Raw genomic sequence first — 11,896 nt, forward strand, 5'->3', positions numbered from 1 at the left:
GGCGGCTGGCAGTAGACGGCGGTTCAGTGCTCGAGGATGTGCGCGCTCTCGAAGCGTTCAGGGTCGATACGCGGCAGGCACTCCTCGCGGCGCAGCTGGTCAAGCAGACGGCGCAGATCGGTGATGGTCAGGGCTATCCGGCGGCCCTCGGTGTCGCGGATCATCACCAGGTCCGACGTGGTGGCATTGATGTCGACGCACATGCCGTGGTTGACGCTCTCGAGCGCAGCGTAGGCCTGCAGTGCTTCGCGTTCGGCGACGTGCGCGGGCATGTCGTGCTGTTCTGTGAGCTGGCCGGCGCAGTGGGCCAGGGCGATGTGGCGGCTCTCCCAGCGCCTCTCGAACAAGTAGCCGGTGGCGAGGTTCTCGGCGTCGAGCTGGGGGGCGGCGCTGGAGTGATGGCGTAGCTGGGTAACGGTGCCCATGGCGGGTCCTCCTGGGGTTGTGGTGTTTTTGGGGTTCAGGTGGTTTCGGGCAGCAGCTGGTCGAGCAGGCGCTGACGGCTGGCAGGATCGACGGGGATGCTCACCTCTGGCGCCGGGCTGCGGCTCGGGGCGGTGGTGGTGGCGAACTCGACGTAGATCTTCCCCGCCCAGCCACACAGCGGATTGATGCACTGGGCGTAGACCTCGTAGAACACCGGCGCCGGGCGCTTGCTGCTACGGGTGATCGTCCGGTCCTTGCAATGAGGGCAGGCAATTCGCACCGGCTGTCTCCTTGTGTGTGTCGCGCCTCGGTATGAGGCAATTCATCTGGCTAAACTCGTTATGACTGTCTAAGACTAAAAGGCCCTTTGCAGGACTCAGAACGTCTCCTTAGAAGTTGAATGGCGTTTCATGTCCTCTTCGTTAACTCGATACAGCTCCGAAACGCCCTTCGCGCGGTACTGCTCAAGCCCGACCAGCTCGATCAGCCGCGCTGTTGCCGCGACGGAATGTTTCAAGTCATTGGCCACTTGCTCTATCTCGCCGCGCTCGCTGGGCCGCAGCGAAAGCCAGATCGGCTTGGCGTTGCAGCCGTTCGGCGCACGAGAAAACGTCTTTCGGGAGGAATCTGATGCACTCATCGCGTATGCTTCCTAGCAGTTGTCTAGTTCAAGCTAAGCCTAGAGACGAAACGAGTATGGATCAAGCCATATCGTCTCTCACACATAGACTGAATGAGTATATGCACAGCAAAGAAGCTGTTTCGTCTGTCATAAACAGGATGAAAACCATTCTAGGCATCGCCAGTGACACGGCGCTTTCCGAGCATTTCGGAGGGCATAAAACGTTGATGTCTAATAAGAAAGTCAGAGGGAGTATCCCCTTTGACGAGGCGATGCAGCTGGCACTCGAAAAAGGTATAAGCCTCGACTGGCTGATACTCGGAAAGGGTCCGGCACCCAGCGGTACCGGCGAAGAGCTGGCCGATTACGCGGATACCATTCGGGCGGCGGCCGGCCCGAGCCCCCTGCATAGCTCGGTGCCGATGTACGACATCGAGGCGGCGGCGGGGGCTGGGCGCTGCTTCGACGAGGAAGAGATCGAGGCGACGCTGTACTTTCAGACCACCGAGCTCGAGGCGCACGGCTTGGACCCGGCGCGGGTGGTAGGCGTGAAAGTGCGCGGCGATTCGATGGACGGCACTTTGACCGATGGCGATTGGGTGCTGGTAGACCTGGTTAGCCGCGACCCCAAGCAGGAGGGTGTTTTCCTGCTGCTGGTCAGCGGTGAGCGCCGTATCAAGCGGGTGCAACGGCTCGCCGGTGGGGCGCTATACCTGATCAGCGATAACGAGCATTACCGCCCCGAAATGATCCCGCCCGAGCAGATGCACGATGTGGAGATCCTCGGCCGCTGTGAGATCCGTATCGGGCGGGTTTCGTGACTGGGTTATTGCAATACTGCATTGAAGGAACCGAAAAACGACAACATCACAGGCCCCGTAGAGGGTCGATAACGCAAGGGGACAACAATGAAGCGGCTTTTCCTAACTGCTGCCCTTCTCGGGCTGTCTTCCCTCTCTTCGGCTGATACTCCGGCTGAGTTCTGCGCGTCTGATTGGCCAGGTGACGCTGAGATGCGCACGTATTGCGAGAACAATCAGCGACAGGCGATGCGTGAGTTCGAGACGCTATCGGGCACCATCGCCGCGACATGCGGCAGCGAGTGGCTACCAGACTACGAAATGGCGCTCTATTGCTATCGCAACCAAAGCGCTGCCGATCAGCGCCTGAAAATGGATGCCGGTGACGAGGTCAGCGAATACTGCTTTAACGAATGGAGCGGCGACCATGAGATGGTTGAGTACTGCATCAACAATCAACGCGGCGCTCGCGACCGGCTGGCTGATCGTTACACTGCAGGGGATATCGCCGCTTGTGAGCGCGAGTGGGGCATCGATTACGAGATGGTCGAGTACTGCATCGAAGGGGGATATTGATCATGGCTTTTGACGTGAAGAACGCCAGCGCAGAAGAACGCAAAGCCGAATATAAACGTATCGCTACCGCGATGGGAGACGATGGATTCTTCACCAAGAAGGAACTCAACCATCTGCCGGAGCTGATGCACGACGGCGAACAACTTATGGGCTTTGCGTCGGGCCTAATGGATAACAAGACCTGGCTGATAGCACTGACCGACCAGCGAATCCTTCTTCTCGACAAGGGCATGTTCTACGGCCTGAGCCAGACGGAGTTTCGACTTGGTAATGTGTCGGCGATCTCTTATGAGACCGGGATGCTGATGGGCAAGCTGGTGATCCAGGTGGGCTCGGTTGAGCATACGATCACCCAGGTGCCGAAAAAAGCCGTGGCCACCTTTGCCGAACTCGCACGGAAAGCCATCGACGATGCTGGTGAGCCGAAGCCTTCCAGCCACCAAGCCCCGTCGGGTGATGATGTGGTCAGCCGCCTCGAGCGGCTAGCGTCGTTGCGGGATCGCGGCGTGTTGAGCGACGACGAATTCGCTGATCAGAAGGCGAAGATTCTCGCCTAGTGATGAGCTGGGTGCATTTGACCAGCTAAAATTTTTTGATGGCTTAATTTTGAATCTTTAGAGGTGATTTATGGATTACGAGAATATCGAGAAGGTTGTGCATCTAAGTTCGGACGTTTCCCGTAGCTGCACTGAGTGCAGGCATCTTCTTACAAGTCTTGAGAATGGGATCAACCATTACTTAGAACATCATGACTATATGCTGCTGCATACAGGCCAGGAAACGATTCATGAGATCGAGGCATCTCAGACAACTGTTGCCGTACTTGGAAAGCCAATGGCTTTTAATCAAGTTTTGGCTGATGCATTAGAAGATGGGTGATTTTTTGGCTAGGTAGTCGAGTCTGGCGAGGCCTCGGCGCTAATTTACTTTGATCGGCTGCTGGCAAAGTACAACGGGTAAGAGCATGAAGCTGCACTACATCGGCCCGCTGTGCGCGGGCGTTTCGCATCCGGCACTTGCAATGCTTGACCCTGACTGTCTGCCCGCCAGTTGCTACCTGGTGGAGGTGAGCGACGAGGCGGGGGTCGAGGGTCCGTTGATCGAGGGCGATGTACTGGTGGTCGACGAGGCGCGGCCGATACAACATGGCAACCTGGTGGTGATGGCAGTGGAAGGGCAGTGCCGGCTATTCAATAGCCACCGCATCGGTGGCGGCTTCCTGCTGCTTCCCACCGTGGGGCCTCGCGAAAGCATCGTGGCCCGAGAAGAAGATTGCGCGGGCGTGGTAGTGCGGCAGGTGCGCATGCAGGCGGCATAACGAGCCGTTGACCACACCTCACGACGACACGCCCCGGCCTTGTGCCGGGGCGCTTGCGTTGGGGTGTGCTTAATGCTGGCGGGTGGTTTTTTCTTGCAGCAGCTGTTCCAGCCGATCGGCGGCGGCGCGGGCGACTTTGTCGAGGGGCCGGCGGCGCAGGCCGGCGATGATGTCACGGTCGGTCATTTGGCGTTGCATTTTTGCGTCTCTTCTCTAGCTATTACTTCAAAGGCAACTATCCGCCTGCCTTCTCCAAGTCGGTCACATGGAAGAGGAATTCTGGCATCGTCATCCCGCCTCGCTGGGTGACGCTTTCTTCCTTTAGGCAATCCTTGTCGCTGCCATCGAGGAAAGCACCGCTGAAGCTCACCGTGTCGCCGTTCTCCAGGCTCGCGACGGTCTCGAATAGCGGGCTGTCTTCCTCGATCAGCGTCTGCTGCTTGGCGCTGCTGAGAGTCATGGCGCTACTGGCGGTTTTCAGTGTCAGGTTCTTGGCGATCAAGATCTCGATGCCAGCATGGCCGGTGTTGGTGCTGTGAATGTCGTCTACCTCGCCTTGCCAGCCATGGACCTCGAAGCCGTCAGCGAAGTGGGCGCATAGCCTTTCGGCCCTCTCCTCCCGGGCCCGGCCTTCCTGGATGCTGTTCTCGGCATCCCCGTAGGCCTCCATCGAGGCCTCGACCAGGGTGACAAACTCTTGCTGATCGGCCGTCAGATCCAGCGACGGGCCGCACCCGGCCAACGCGGTGGCCATGGCGGTAATTGCGACTGCACTCTTGGGTTTGAGCATTTTCCCCTCCTTGTTCCCGAGGTGACCTTATATCACCAGCCCCTCAACTGCCTAGCTACCCTGAAGTTCGAGCGTCACGCCGCTGGTGTAGGCGGTGTCGGTGAGCTCGTGGGTGACGTTGGTGATCAGCCAGGGCTTGGCGTCGAGCTCGGCCTTGAAGCCGGCAAGCGTGACGGGCGTTTCGGGGTAGAGGTCGGGGCGGCCTTCGGCGAGGGTGAGCGAGGCTTCGGCGATGCCGCGCTGAATGCGTTGCCATTCGCTCTTGGCGGCGCTCACCGCGTCGTCGCGGGTGGCGTAGGTGTGGCGCAGGCGTTTGACGTTCTCGTCACTGCCGGCGATGACCTCGGCGCGGGTGGCGGCGTCGGGGTCGTGCCAGTAGGCGAGCACGCCGGTGTAGGCGTCGCGGTCGGCTTCGATGTAGCGGTGCTCGTCGCCGACCCCGCGGCGCAGGGTAACCGGGGCGATGGCGCGGCCGCTGGCGGTGCTGCCCTGGCCGGCGGGCATGAACAGCAGACGGCCGGCCTTGATGGTGGCGATGGCGTCATGCTGGTCGGCCAGGCGGGTGAGAAAGTGCAGGTCGCTCTCGTCGGTCTGGTCGAGGTGCTCGAGGTAGACGCCTTCCAGGAGGGCGCCGATGGCGGGCGTGAGGTCGTGGCGGTCGGCGATGGTGGTGACGATGTCGCCGAGGGTGACTTCGTGCCAGCTCTGCGAGCGCTTGCCGGGCAGCTGCTGTCGCATGTCAGCGCTTCGGGCGCGGATCACCAGCACGTCCGGCGCCCCGCTGTGCTCGACCTCGTCGACAATGAAGCGGCCGCGATCGACCAGGCCGGCCTCGGCCCAGCCCAGGGCGAGGGTAAGCTCGGCGCCGTGGCGGGGCAGGGCGAGGCGGCCGTCGTGGTCGCTCAGGGTGATGTCGAGCTGGTCGGCCTCGAGGCCACGGCGATCGGTGAGACGCAGGCGCATCAGCCGGGCCTCGAGCTCGGGGCTGATCACCTGGCCGGCCAGTGTTAGGCGGTAGCTGGGCCGGTGCGCGGGCCTCATGCCAGCACCCCGGAGGCGGCGCGGGCCAGGGCGTTGGTGAGGTTGCCGAGCAGGTCGGCGCGGTCGTCGTCCACGCGCTGCAGGCTGAGGGTGAAGCTGATGCGCTGGGCGCTGCCGTCGTGCATATGGTGGCTCTTGGCTTCGTTGAGCGAGTCGATCACGTATAGCCCGTAAAACGTACCGTTACCTTCGATGAGCGGCCAGGCGGCGCCCTCGTCGGCCATGGCGCGCAGCTGGTCGAGGTTCTGCTGGCCGCCGGTGAAGTGCGGCGCCAGGGTGCCGGTGAGTGTGATGCTGTCATCACCCGGGCCGAGAAACTGGCGGACCGGGCGGCGACCGACGCGGGCCTGGCCGTCGTGGCGCCAGGCGGTCTGGCGTTGCAGCTCCTGGTAGGGCGCGGTGCCCAGCGCGAAGACGAACATGCCGTAGGCCATCATCATGAGTTCGACTCCTAATCAATGTCGTGGAAGGCGCTGCGTCGGCGGGCGTCGGCATCGCGTTCGGCATTGGCCAGGGCGCGCTGGACTTCGGCGCCGACGTAGCGGGCGAGGGCCTGCTCGTCCATACCGGGCGTGGCCTGAACGTTGATGTTGATGCCGCCGTTGAGCGTTAGCCCGCCCCCGCTGGGTGCGGTGAGTGGCGGCCGGGCGTCGAAGCTGGGCATGCCGAAGGGGGTGGCATCGGCGCCCCCGGCAGCAGCCGGCCCGGCGACGCTGGCGGCGCCCAGGGCAAGCCCGGCGCCGGCGTTGCGCAGGCGCTTGGCCATCTCGCCGGCCTGGCGGGCGGGTTCGTTCTGGTTTCTACGGATGCCGACGGCCAAGCCATCGGTGACGTCCTTGCCGATGCTGGCAAACACCTTGGAGGGCGACTGGGTGTCGAGCTCGTAGCGGGCGCGGTGCTCGGTGCCGTTGGCGAGTCCTGAGACGGCGTCCCAGGCGTTGCCGGCGCCTTTCTTGATGCCGTCCCCGAGGCCTTTGGCGGCATCGATGCCGGCGGCCTTCAAGCGCCCGGGTAGGCTCTTCAGGTAGTCGAGGGCGGCGTCCCACTTCGCTTTTATCGCACCCTTGAGATCCCAGTCCTCGATCATGTTGCCGACGGCCTCGATGGCGTTGCGCGGGGCGTCCTTGAACCACTGCCACAGCTCGCCGCCGCTGGCCTTGATGGCGTCCCAGTGCTTAATCAGCAGGCCGGGCAGGGTCCAGTTCATGAACCATTTGGCGACGGCCTGGCCGGCCTTGGCCGGGGCTGACTTCATCCATTCCCAGACCACGGCGGCCTTGTTCTTCACGCGCTGCCACATGGCGGCGAACTTAGGGCCGATCCAGTCCCAGTTGCTCCACAGGTAAGTGGCAGCCAGGGCGATGGCAGTGAGGCCGCCGATGATCCAGCCGATGGGCGTGGCGGCGAGCGCGACCGATAGCGCCTTCACGCCAGTGGCGACGATGGGCAGCGTCTTGGCGAAGGCGACCATGGCGGCGCCGGCCTTGACGAGGCTGGCCCCGAAGCCGATCACGCTGAGAACGGCCTTACTGGCGAACAGGCCGCCGGCGATCATCGCCAGGTTCTCGTAGCCGCCGACCATGCCGGCGAGCTTGGAGACGACCTCGCCGATGCCGGTGGCCAGCCGGGCGGTGCCCTTGGCGAGATCGGTGATGATCGGCACCGCATCCTTGAGGTTCTGGCCGAACGCCTTGGCGAACGCCTTGACCTGGTCGCGGTTATCGCCCAGCCAGCCGGAGAGGTCGCGCATCATCTCGGCGACGGCGGGCATCAGCTCGGCGCCGATGGTGTTCTTGACGCCTTTCAGGCTGAGCTGGGTGTCGAGCAGGGCGTCCTTGAAGTCTTCGCTGCCGGCGGTGGCCTCGTCGCCGAGCATGTAGCCGGTCTGGCGGGCGGCGCGGTTGTACTCGTCCAGGCCGGCGCTGCCGTCCTTGAGCACGTTGACCAGCCCGACCCCGGCGCGCGAGTAGAGCTGGGCGGCGACGGCGTTGCGCCGGGTGGGGTTTTCCATCTTGGCCATGCGGTCGGCGACCTCGCGCATGGCCTCGGCGACCGGCATGTCGGCCAACTTCTCGGCATTCAGCCCCAAGGCCTCGTAGCCCTTCACGGCGGCGCCGGTCCCGTCGGCGGCTTCGCCCAGGCGCTTGGTGAAGGCGAGCAGACTGGAATCCATGGCGGTGGTGGCCACGCCCGAGCGTTCGCCGGCATAGCGGAATTCCTGCAGCTCGGCGTTGGTCAGGCCCAGCTTGGCGGCGGTCTTGCCGACATCGTCGCCCAGGTCGGCGGTGGAGTTGGCAAGCCCGAAGATGCTGCCGGCGGCGAGTGTGCCCACCATGGCGGTACGGCGTGCGAGACGCCCTACCTCGCCGGTCATGTTGCGGAAACGCCCCGAGACATCGGCATCGCTCAGACGCTGCAGGGCATCACGCTGACTGTGCAGGCGCTCGTTGGTGGCGCGGATCTTGCGCTCGAGGGCGTCCTGCTGAGCGGTGAGGCCGCGGGTGCCTTCCTCGGCCTTGGGCAGGTTGCGCGAGAGCTCGCGCACGCGGTCGCGCTGGTCGCGGTATTCGTGGTTCAGCTTGTCGACGGCGGCCTGGGCCTTGGCCTGCTGGTTGGTCAGGCGTTTGGTGGGGCCGGTGGCGTTCTTAAGCTCCTGGCTGACACGGTCGAGCTCGGCACGCTTCTCCTTGAGGGCGTTTCTGGTCTCGTGGCTCTGGCGCGTCATGTCGCGGAAGGCACTGATGCGCTTCTGCTGGTCGTTGAAGTCCTTGAGCTCGCCGCGGGTTTCTTTCATGGCGCGGCCGACGCCGCGGCTACCCTGCAGGATCTTCTTCAGGGGGCCGGTGGCCTTGTTGATGGCCTTGAGGGTGACGGAGAGATTCAGATCCTTGGCCATGCCGGCTCCTGGTTAGCGGCCCTGTTTGCGGGGCGGTTCGTTACGCTGGCGGGCGCGTTCTCGCCAGTCGGCGAGCTCCTCGAGGGGCATGGGGTCCATCTCGGCGGGGCCCCAGTGGAACACCATGGCGAGATCCGCCATGGCATCCTCTACGCAGTTGGGCAGGCTTAGCTCTCGGCTGCTGCCTCGGCCTTCAGCCGCCGGGGTAGCAAAAAATTGGCCACCACATTGCCGAGCTGGAACAGGTCGGCGGGGTCCATGTCGCGTAGCTCGGCCTCGGTGAGCGCGGGCTCGGTGATGCGCGGCAGCACTTTGGTCAGCGCCTGGACGTCCAGCTGCACCACGTCGGCCAGCGAGACGCCGCGCAGGGCGCCGCTTTTGGGCTTGCGGACGTGGATCTCGGTGACGGTTTGCTTGCCGCGCTGCAGGGGCGTGTCGAGCTCGACGGTTTCGGTAGGCACGCTGGGCAGTGGGGCGACCTGGGTCTCGTTGGCGGTGTCGGTGGCGTGTTCGGTCATGGGGGTGTTTCTCCTGGTAGGGGAAGGCGGCCCCGATCGGGGCCGCTGTGATGGGTCTCGGTTTATTTTCATTTACAGGCGCGCCCTTACAGACCCAGCGCCTGGCGACGCTCGGCGCGGCGATCGACGCCGCGGACGATGAAGACGTTGCCGGGGATGTCGATCTCGATCAGCGTTTCGCCGTCGACCACCAGCTTGTAGTACGTGCAGGTGGTGGTGACTTCGATGCTGTTGCTGTCGCCGCCGGTGACTTCGCCCATGGCGATGGTCTTGTGGCGGCCGCGCACGGTGACTTCGACGGGCACGACCTGGCCGGTCTCGTCACTCTCGTAGCTGCCGGCGAATCGCAGCAGGTTGGCGTCGTGGATCGGCGTGCCGTACTCGGTGAAGATCTCGGCGATGATGCCGCCAGCGCTCCAGCTGAACTCGATGAGCTCCTGGCCCATGTCGAGTTCGACGCTGCCGTCCATGCCGCCGCCGCGGTATTCCTCCACGGCGCGGGCGAGTTCGGGCAGGGTGAGAGTGGGAATCTGGCCCTGCCAGTTGTTGCCGTCGCCGAACAGGTTGAAGTCTTTCAGCTTGCGGGGAAGTGCCATGGTGCGTTTCTCCTATCCGGTTCAGGCGGCGGCGACGCGCTCGGCGAAGTCGACGAGGTAGCGGTCGGTGATGCGCTGCTGGAACATCAGGTTCTCGAGCGGCGGCACGGGGGTGTAGTCGTAGTCGATGTAGAGCTTGCCGGCCTTGAGCACCTCGGGGGTGTTGAGCTCGGCATCGAACCAGGCGCTGCCGCCCAGCAGGTAGCCCTGGCGGGTCCACTCGCGGAACTTGGCGTTGATGCCCTCGATGATGTCCTTGACCAGGCTGGGGTGCATAGGCAGGTCGACGGCCCAGAGGTGCGCCTCGGCGATGGTGTCGGCGATGATCTGGGCGGTGCGGGTGTAGTTCTCGAAGGCGAACAGCGGGTCGATGGAGCAGGTGCGCGAGCCCCAGAAGCGGAAGCCGCCGCGCTGGATGAGGGTGGTGACCTCGTGGCTGTTGAGATAGCCCGCGTCGGTGTTGGGGTCCTGGAGATCCCAGAACACATCGGCGTTGATGCCGGTGACGCCGTTGACGGGCTTATTGGAGAGCGTTTTGTGCCAGCCGATCTCGTTATCCAGCTTGGCGCGCATGCCCATCGCGCGGGCCACGGCGGAGAGGGTGCGGGTGGAATTGGTCGCGGTGTCCCAGCCGGTGAACTTGGGCCAGATGACCATGACCTCGCGGGCGCCGAAGTTCTCGCGGTACATGGCCGCTTCTTCGATGGTGGCGGAGTCGCCGGCGGAGGCGTAGACGAATGCGCGCAGTTTCTGGGCGATGCCGATCATCTCGGCGTTAACGTCGGCGTCGTCGAGATCGGGCGCGCCGAGGATGCGCGGCTTGACGCCGAGCTTCTGCTCGGCGGCGAGCAGGGCCTGCATGCCCAGCTTCTTGCCGTTGGCATCGACACCGCCGATGACGTTGGACTTGGTTTCTTCGTCCGTCTCGCCCTCGGCGACGCGCACCACGACCACCAGGGTCTTGGCCTGGTCGGCGATGGCGTCCAGGGCGCGGGCCAGGGTTCCCTCGCTGCCGGCGTCGCCCTGGGCGCCCAGCAGATCGGTGAGCAACACCGGAGTATCCAGCGGGAAGGGTTCGTCCTCGCCGCCGGTGAGGCCCTGGTAGCCGGTGGCGGAGACCACGCCGGCACCGCTGGAACTCTCTGCCTCGACGGCGGTGACCAGGGCGTTGGCTTCAGCGCTGGCGTTGATCTCGGTGACGATCTCGCTTGCGGTCGAGGTGATGACGCCTTCGATGTCGGTGGCGAGATCCACGGTGATGTCGTTGCCGGAGACGGTGACCGCCAGGGCGGCGTCGTTGGTGCCCGGGTCGCGGTAGCGCACGCGAATGGCGTTGCCGTCGGTGCCGGGGCTGGCGGCGGTGTAGGTGACGGCGGAGTTGGCGGCAGCCGGGTCGATGATCAGCGAGGCGGCGACGCCGGCGGCGGCTAGCGGAGCGGTGGCCACAAGGCCGATGACCGCGGTTGCCACGGTGCGGATGGGCCGGGTGCCCTCGTTGATTTCGACGACACGGATGCCGTGGTGGTAGTCCTGGGACATGGGGTGCTCCTGCAGGGTGATCGAGGTCGATGCATGACGTGCTGCCATGCTTGCGCGCGCGGAGCAGGGTCTCTAGCGTTGGGCGTTGTGGATGGTGGGTCTACAATGCCTCGATGTCAGATCACGCGAAGGGCTACTCTGGTTTGGTATTGTGAGTTGCCGTTGTTGTTGATATTTAGGAGATTAGGTTTGAAGCATTGGGATGTGTTCAGTAACTATCGTTTCTACCTTCGAGGGATCGCTATCCCAAATTGCCAACGTTTCTTTGAGTATGAAGTCGCGTTCTTCAGCAAGGACAACTCGGAAATGTTTGGTGAGGCGGCGATTATGAGAATAAGGCTCTTCTTCAATGCCGCAGAGTCACTCAATAATGCTATTGATTATGTTGCTCACTCCTTTCCCGATGAAGTAAAAAGCTTTGAATTAGTTAACAAAGCGAGTGATTTTCCAAAGCGTGCGTCTCAGGTTCCGGGTGAGCTAGCTAGCCTGAGGGAGATCGTGAATGCCTATAAGCACTGTGTTAGAGGATTTAATGAAGGTAGAGATGGTCCGGTGTCAAAGCCCAATGCTAGGCATTTACTAGGGCCAACATTGAGCTTTGACTTTGAAAATCAGGATTATTACGTTGGTCCAAGTATTCCACAGCGTGAACATGTTAATATCCTACATGCGGCTTATCATTTCTGGTCAGAGGCATTGAAGTCTGATGCGTTTCCCTTTGCTGATCAGTTGGCTGACCAGTAGTAAAGGGCTGTTTGGAGAATCTTGGTCTAT

18 protein-coding genes are annotated in these 11,896 nt (G+C 63.0%); 6 read left to right on the top strand and 12 right to left on the bottom strand.

Annotated features, from left to right (window positions below):
- Positions 1–23: 23 nt before the first annotated feature.
- The 3 genes from ACM26W_RS01165 to ACM26W_RS01175 all read right to left on the bottom strand — a co-directional run bounded on the left by ACM26W_RS01165 (position 24) and on the right by ACM26W_RS01175 (position 1,066).
- Entirely contained in the window at positions 24–425 is a 402-nt protein-coding gene (locus ACM26W_RS01165; RefSeq protein ID WP_416139047.1) for a hypothetical protein, read from the bottom strand.
- Between the two features lie 35 nt (positions 426–460).
- Positions 461–706: an ogr/Delta-like zinc finger family protein gene (locus tag ACM26W_RS01170; RefSeq protein WP_416139048.1), complete on the bottom strand. Its 246-nt coding sequence runs from the start codon at positions 704–706 to the stop codon at positions 461–463.
- Between the two features lie 96 nt (positions 707–802).
- Entirely contained in the window at positions 803–1,066 is a 264-nt protein-coding gene (locus ACM26W_RS01175) for a hypothetical protein (protein ID WP_416139050.1), read from the bottom strand.
- A 101-nt stretch (positions 1,067–1,167) separates the two neighbouring features.
- Here ACM26W_RS01175 and ACM26W_RS01180 point away from each other — a divergent pair, with 101 nt between their 5' ends.
- The 5 genes from ACM26W_RS01180 (at position 1,168) to ACM26W_RS01200 (ending at position 3,742) form a co-directional block, all read left to right on the top strand.
- Positions 1,168–1,869, top strand: coding sequence for a LexA family transcriptional regulator (locus tag ACM26W_RS01180; RefSeq protein WP_416139052.1), 702 nt, complete (start codon positions 1,168–1,170; stop codon positions 1,867–1,869).
- An 87-nt stretch (positions 1,870–1,956) separates the two neighbouring features.
- Positions 1,957–2,424, top strand: a complete 468-nt coding sequence (locus ACM26W_RS01185) for a hypothetical protein (protein WP_416139053.1) — start codon at positions 1,957–1,959, stop codon at positions 2,422–2,424.
- Positions 2,425–2,426: 2 nt separating this feature from the next.
- Complete coding sequence (locus ACM26W_RS01190) at positions 2,427–2,981, top strand: PH domain-containing protein (RefSeq protein ID WP_416139054.1); 555 nt, start codon at positions 2,427–2,429, stop codon at positions 2,979–2,981.
- A gap of 70 nt (positions 2,982–3,051) precedes the next feature.
- The gene (locus ACM26W_RS01195; RefSeq protein ID WP_416139055.1) at positions 3,052–3,303 is read left to right on the top strand and encodes a hypothetical protein; all 252 of its coding nucleotides are present in this window, start codon (positions 3,052–3,054) and stop codon (positions 3,301–3,303) included.
- A gap of 85 nt (positions 3,304–3,388) precedes the next feature.
- Positions 3,389–3,742, top strand: a complete 354-nt coding sequence (locus tag ACM26W_RS01200) for a hypothetical protein (RefSeq protein ID WP_416139056.1) — start codon at positions 3,389–3,391, stop codon at positions 3,740–3,742.
- A 69-nt stretch (positions 3,743–3,811) separates the two neighbouring features.
- Here ACM26W_RS01200 and ACM26W_RS01205 read toward each other — a convergent pair whose 3' ends face one another.
- The 9 genes from ACM26W_RS01205 to ACM26W_RS01245 all read right to left on the bottom strand — a co-directional run bounded on the left by ACM26W_RS01205 (position 3,812) and on the right by ACM26W_RS01245 (position 10,747).
- On the bottom strand, positions 3,812–3,940 hold the full coding sequence (locus ACM26W_RS01205) for a hypothetical protein (protein WP_416139057.1): 129 nt from the start codon (positions 3,938–3,940) through the stop codon (positions 3,812–3,814).
- A 37-nt stretch (positions 3,941–3,977) separates the two neighbouring features.
- On the bottom strand, positions 3,978–4,532 hold the full coding sequence (locus ACM26W_RS01210) for a hypothetical protein (RefSeq protein WP_416139058.1): 555 nt from the start codon (positions 4,530–4,532) through the stop codon (positions 3,978–3,980).
- 51 nt (positions 4,533–4,583) lie between these two features.
- On the bottom strand, positions 4,584–5,573 hold the full coding sequence (locus tag ACM26W_RS01215; RefSeq protein ID WP_416139059.1) for a phage late control D family protein: 990 nt from the start codon (positions 5,571–5,573) through the stop codon (positions 4,584–4,586).
- Positions 5,570–6,013: a phage tail protein gene (locus ACM26W_RS01220; protein ID WP_416139060.1), complete on the bottom strand. Its 444-nt coding sequence runs from the start codon at positions 6,011–6,013 to the stop codon at positions 5,570–5,572. Before ACM26W_RS01220 ends, ACM26W_RS01215 begins: the two co-directional genes overlap by 4 nt.
- An 11-nt stretch (positions 6,014–6,024) precedes the next feature.
- Entirely contained in the window at positions 6,025–8,469 is a 2,445-nt protein-coding gene (locus tag ACM26W_RS01225) for a hypothetical protein (RefSeq protein WP_416139061.1), read from the bottom strand.
- 12 nt (positions 8,470–8,481) lie between these two features.
- A complete protein-coding gene (locus ACM26W_RS01230) occupies positions 8,482–8,610 on the bottom strand; it encodes a GpE family phage tail protein (RefSeq protein WP_416139063.1) in 129 nt (42 codons plus the stop codon).
- Between the two features lie 26 nt (positions 8,611–8,636).
- The gene (locus ACM26W_RS01235; RefSeq protein WP_416139064.1) at positions 8,637–8,987 is read right to left on the bottom strand and encodes a phage tail assembly protein; all 351 of its coding nucleotides are present in this window, start codon (positions 8,985–8,987) and stop codon (positions 8,637–8,639) included.
- An 86-nt stretch (positions 8,988–9,073) separates the two neighbouring features.
- Positions 9,074–9,583 carry a phage major tail tube protein gene (locus ACM26W_RS01240; protein WP_416139065.1) on the bottom strand — a complete coding sequence of 170 codons (510 nt, stop codon included), beginning with the start codon at positions 9,581–9,583 and terminating at the stop codon, positions 9,074–9,076.
- A gap of 21 nt (positions 9,584–9,604) precedes the next feature.
- The gene (locus ACM26W_RS01245) at positions 9,605–10,747 is read right to left on the bottom strand and encodes a phage tail sheath protein (RefSeq protein WP_416140789.1); all 1,143 of its coding nucleotides are present in this window, start codon (positions 10,745–10,747) and stop codon (positions 9,605–9,607) included.
- Between the two features lie 564 nt (positions 10,748–11,311).
- Here ACM26W_RS01245 and ACM26W_RS01250 point away from each other — a divergent pair.
- Positions 11,312–11,866 carry a hypothetical protein gene (locus ACM26W_RS01250; protein ID WP_416139066.1) on the top strand — a complete coding sequence of 185 codons (555 nt, stop codon included), beginning with the start codon at positions 11,312–11,314 and terminating at the stop codon, positions 11,864–11,866.
- The last annotated feature ends 30 nt before the right edge of the window (positions 11,867–11,896 follow it).

The sequence above is a fragment of the Halomonas sp. HK25 genome (assembly GCF_047795635.1).
Classification (GTDB): domain Bacteria; phylum Pseudomonadota; class Gammaproteobacteria; order Pseudomonadales; family Halomonadaceae; genus Halomonas.

Bases quoted from the DNA above. Each gene is read 5' to 3' on its own strand.
- ACM26W_RS01185 (WP_416139053.1), top strand. From the start codon at position 1,957: ATGAAGCGGCTTTTCCTAACTGCTGCCCTTCTCGGGCTGTCTTCCCTC.
- ACM26W_RS01200 (WP_416139056.1), top strand. From the start codon at position 3,389: ATGAAGCTGCACTACATCGGCCCGCTGTGCGCGGGCGTTTCGCATCCG.
- ACM26W_RS01210 (WP_416139058.1), bottom strand. From the start codon at position 4,532: ATGCTCAAACCCAAGAGTGCAGTCGCAATTACCGCCATGGCCACCGCG.
- ACM26W_RS01165 (WP_416139047.1), bottom strand. From the start codon at position 425: ATGGGCACCGTTACCCAGCTACGCCATCACTCCAGCGCCGCCCCCCAG.
- ACM26W_RS01175 (WP_416139050.1), bottom strand. From the start codon at position 1,066: ATGAGTGCATCAGATTCCTCCCGAAAGACGTTTTCTCGTGCGCCGAAC.
- ACM26W_RS01190 (WP_416139054.1), top strand. From the start codon at position 2,427: ATGGCTTTTGACGTGAAGAACGCCAGCGCAGAAGAACGCAAAGCCGAA.
- ACM26W_RS01235 (WP_416139064.1), bottom strand. From the start codon at position 8,987: ATGACCGAACACGCCACCGACACCGCCAACGAGACCCAGGTCGCCCCA.
- ACM26W_RS01215 (WP_416139059.1), bottom strand. From the start codon at position 5,573: ATGAGGCCCGCGCACCGGCCCAGCTACCGCCTAACACTGGCCGGCCAG.
- ACM26W_RS01205 (WP_416139057.1), bottom strand. From the start codon at position 3,940: ATGCAACGCCAAATGACCGACCGTGACATCATCGCCGGCCTGCGCCGC.
- ACM26W_RS01220 (WP_416139060.1), bottom strand. From the start codon at position 6,013: ATGATGATGGCCTACGGCATGTTCGTCTTCGCGCTGGGCACCGCGCCC.
- ACM26W_RS01225 (WP_416139061.1), bottom strand. From the start codon at position 8,469: ATGGCCAAGGATCTGAATCTCTCCGTCACCCTCAAGGCCATCAACAAG.
- ACM26W_RS01180 (WP_416139052.1), top strand. From the start codon at position 1,168: ATGCACAGCAAAGAAGCTGTTTCGTCTGTCATAAACAGGATGAAAACC.
- ACM26W_RS01240 (WP_416139065.1), bottom strand. From the start codon at position 9,583: ATGGCACTTCCCCGCAAGCTGAAAGACTTCAACCTGTTCGGCGACGGC.
- ACM26W_RS01195 (WP_416139055.1), top strand. From the start codon at position 3,052: ATGGATTACGAGAATATCGAGAAGGTTGTGCATCTAAGTTCGGACGTT.
- ACM26W_RS01230 (WP_416139063.1), bottom strand. From the start codon at position 8,610: ATGGCGGATCTCGCCATGGTGTTCCACTGGGGCCCCGCCGAGATGGAC.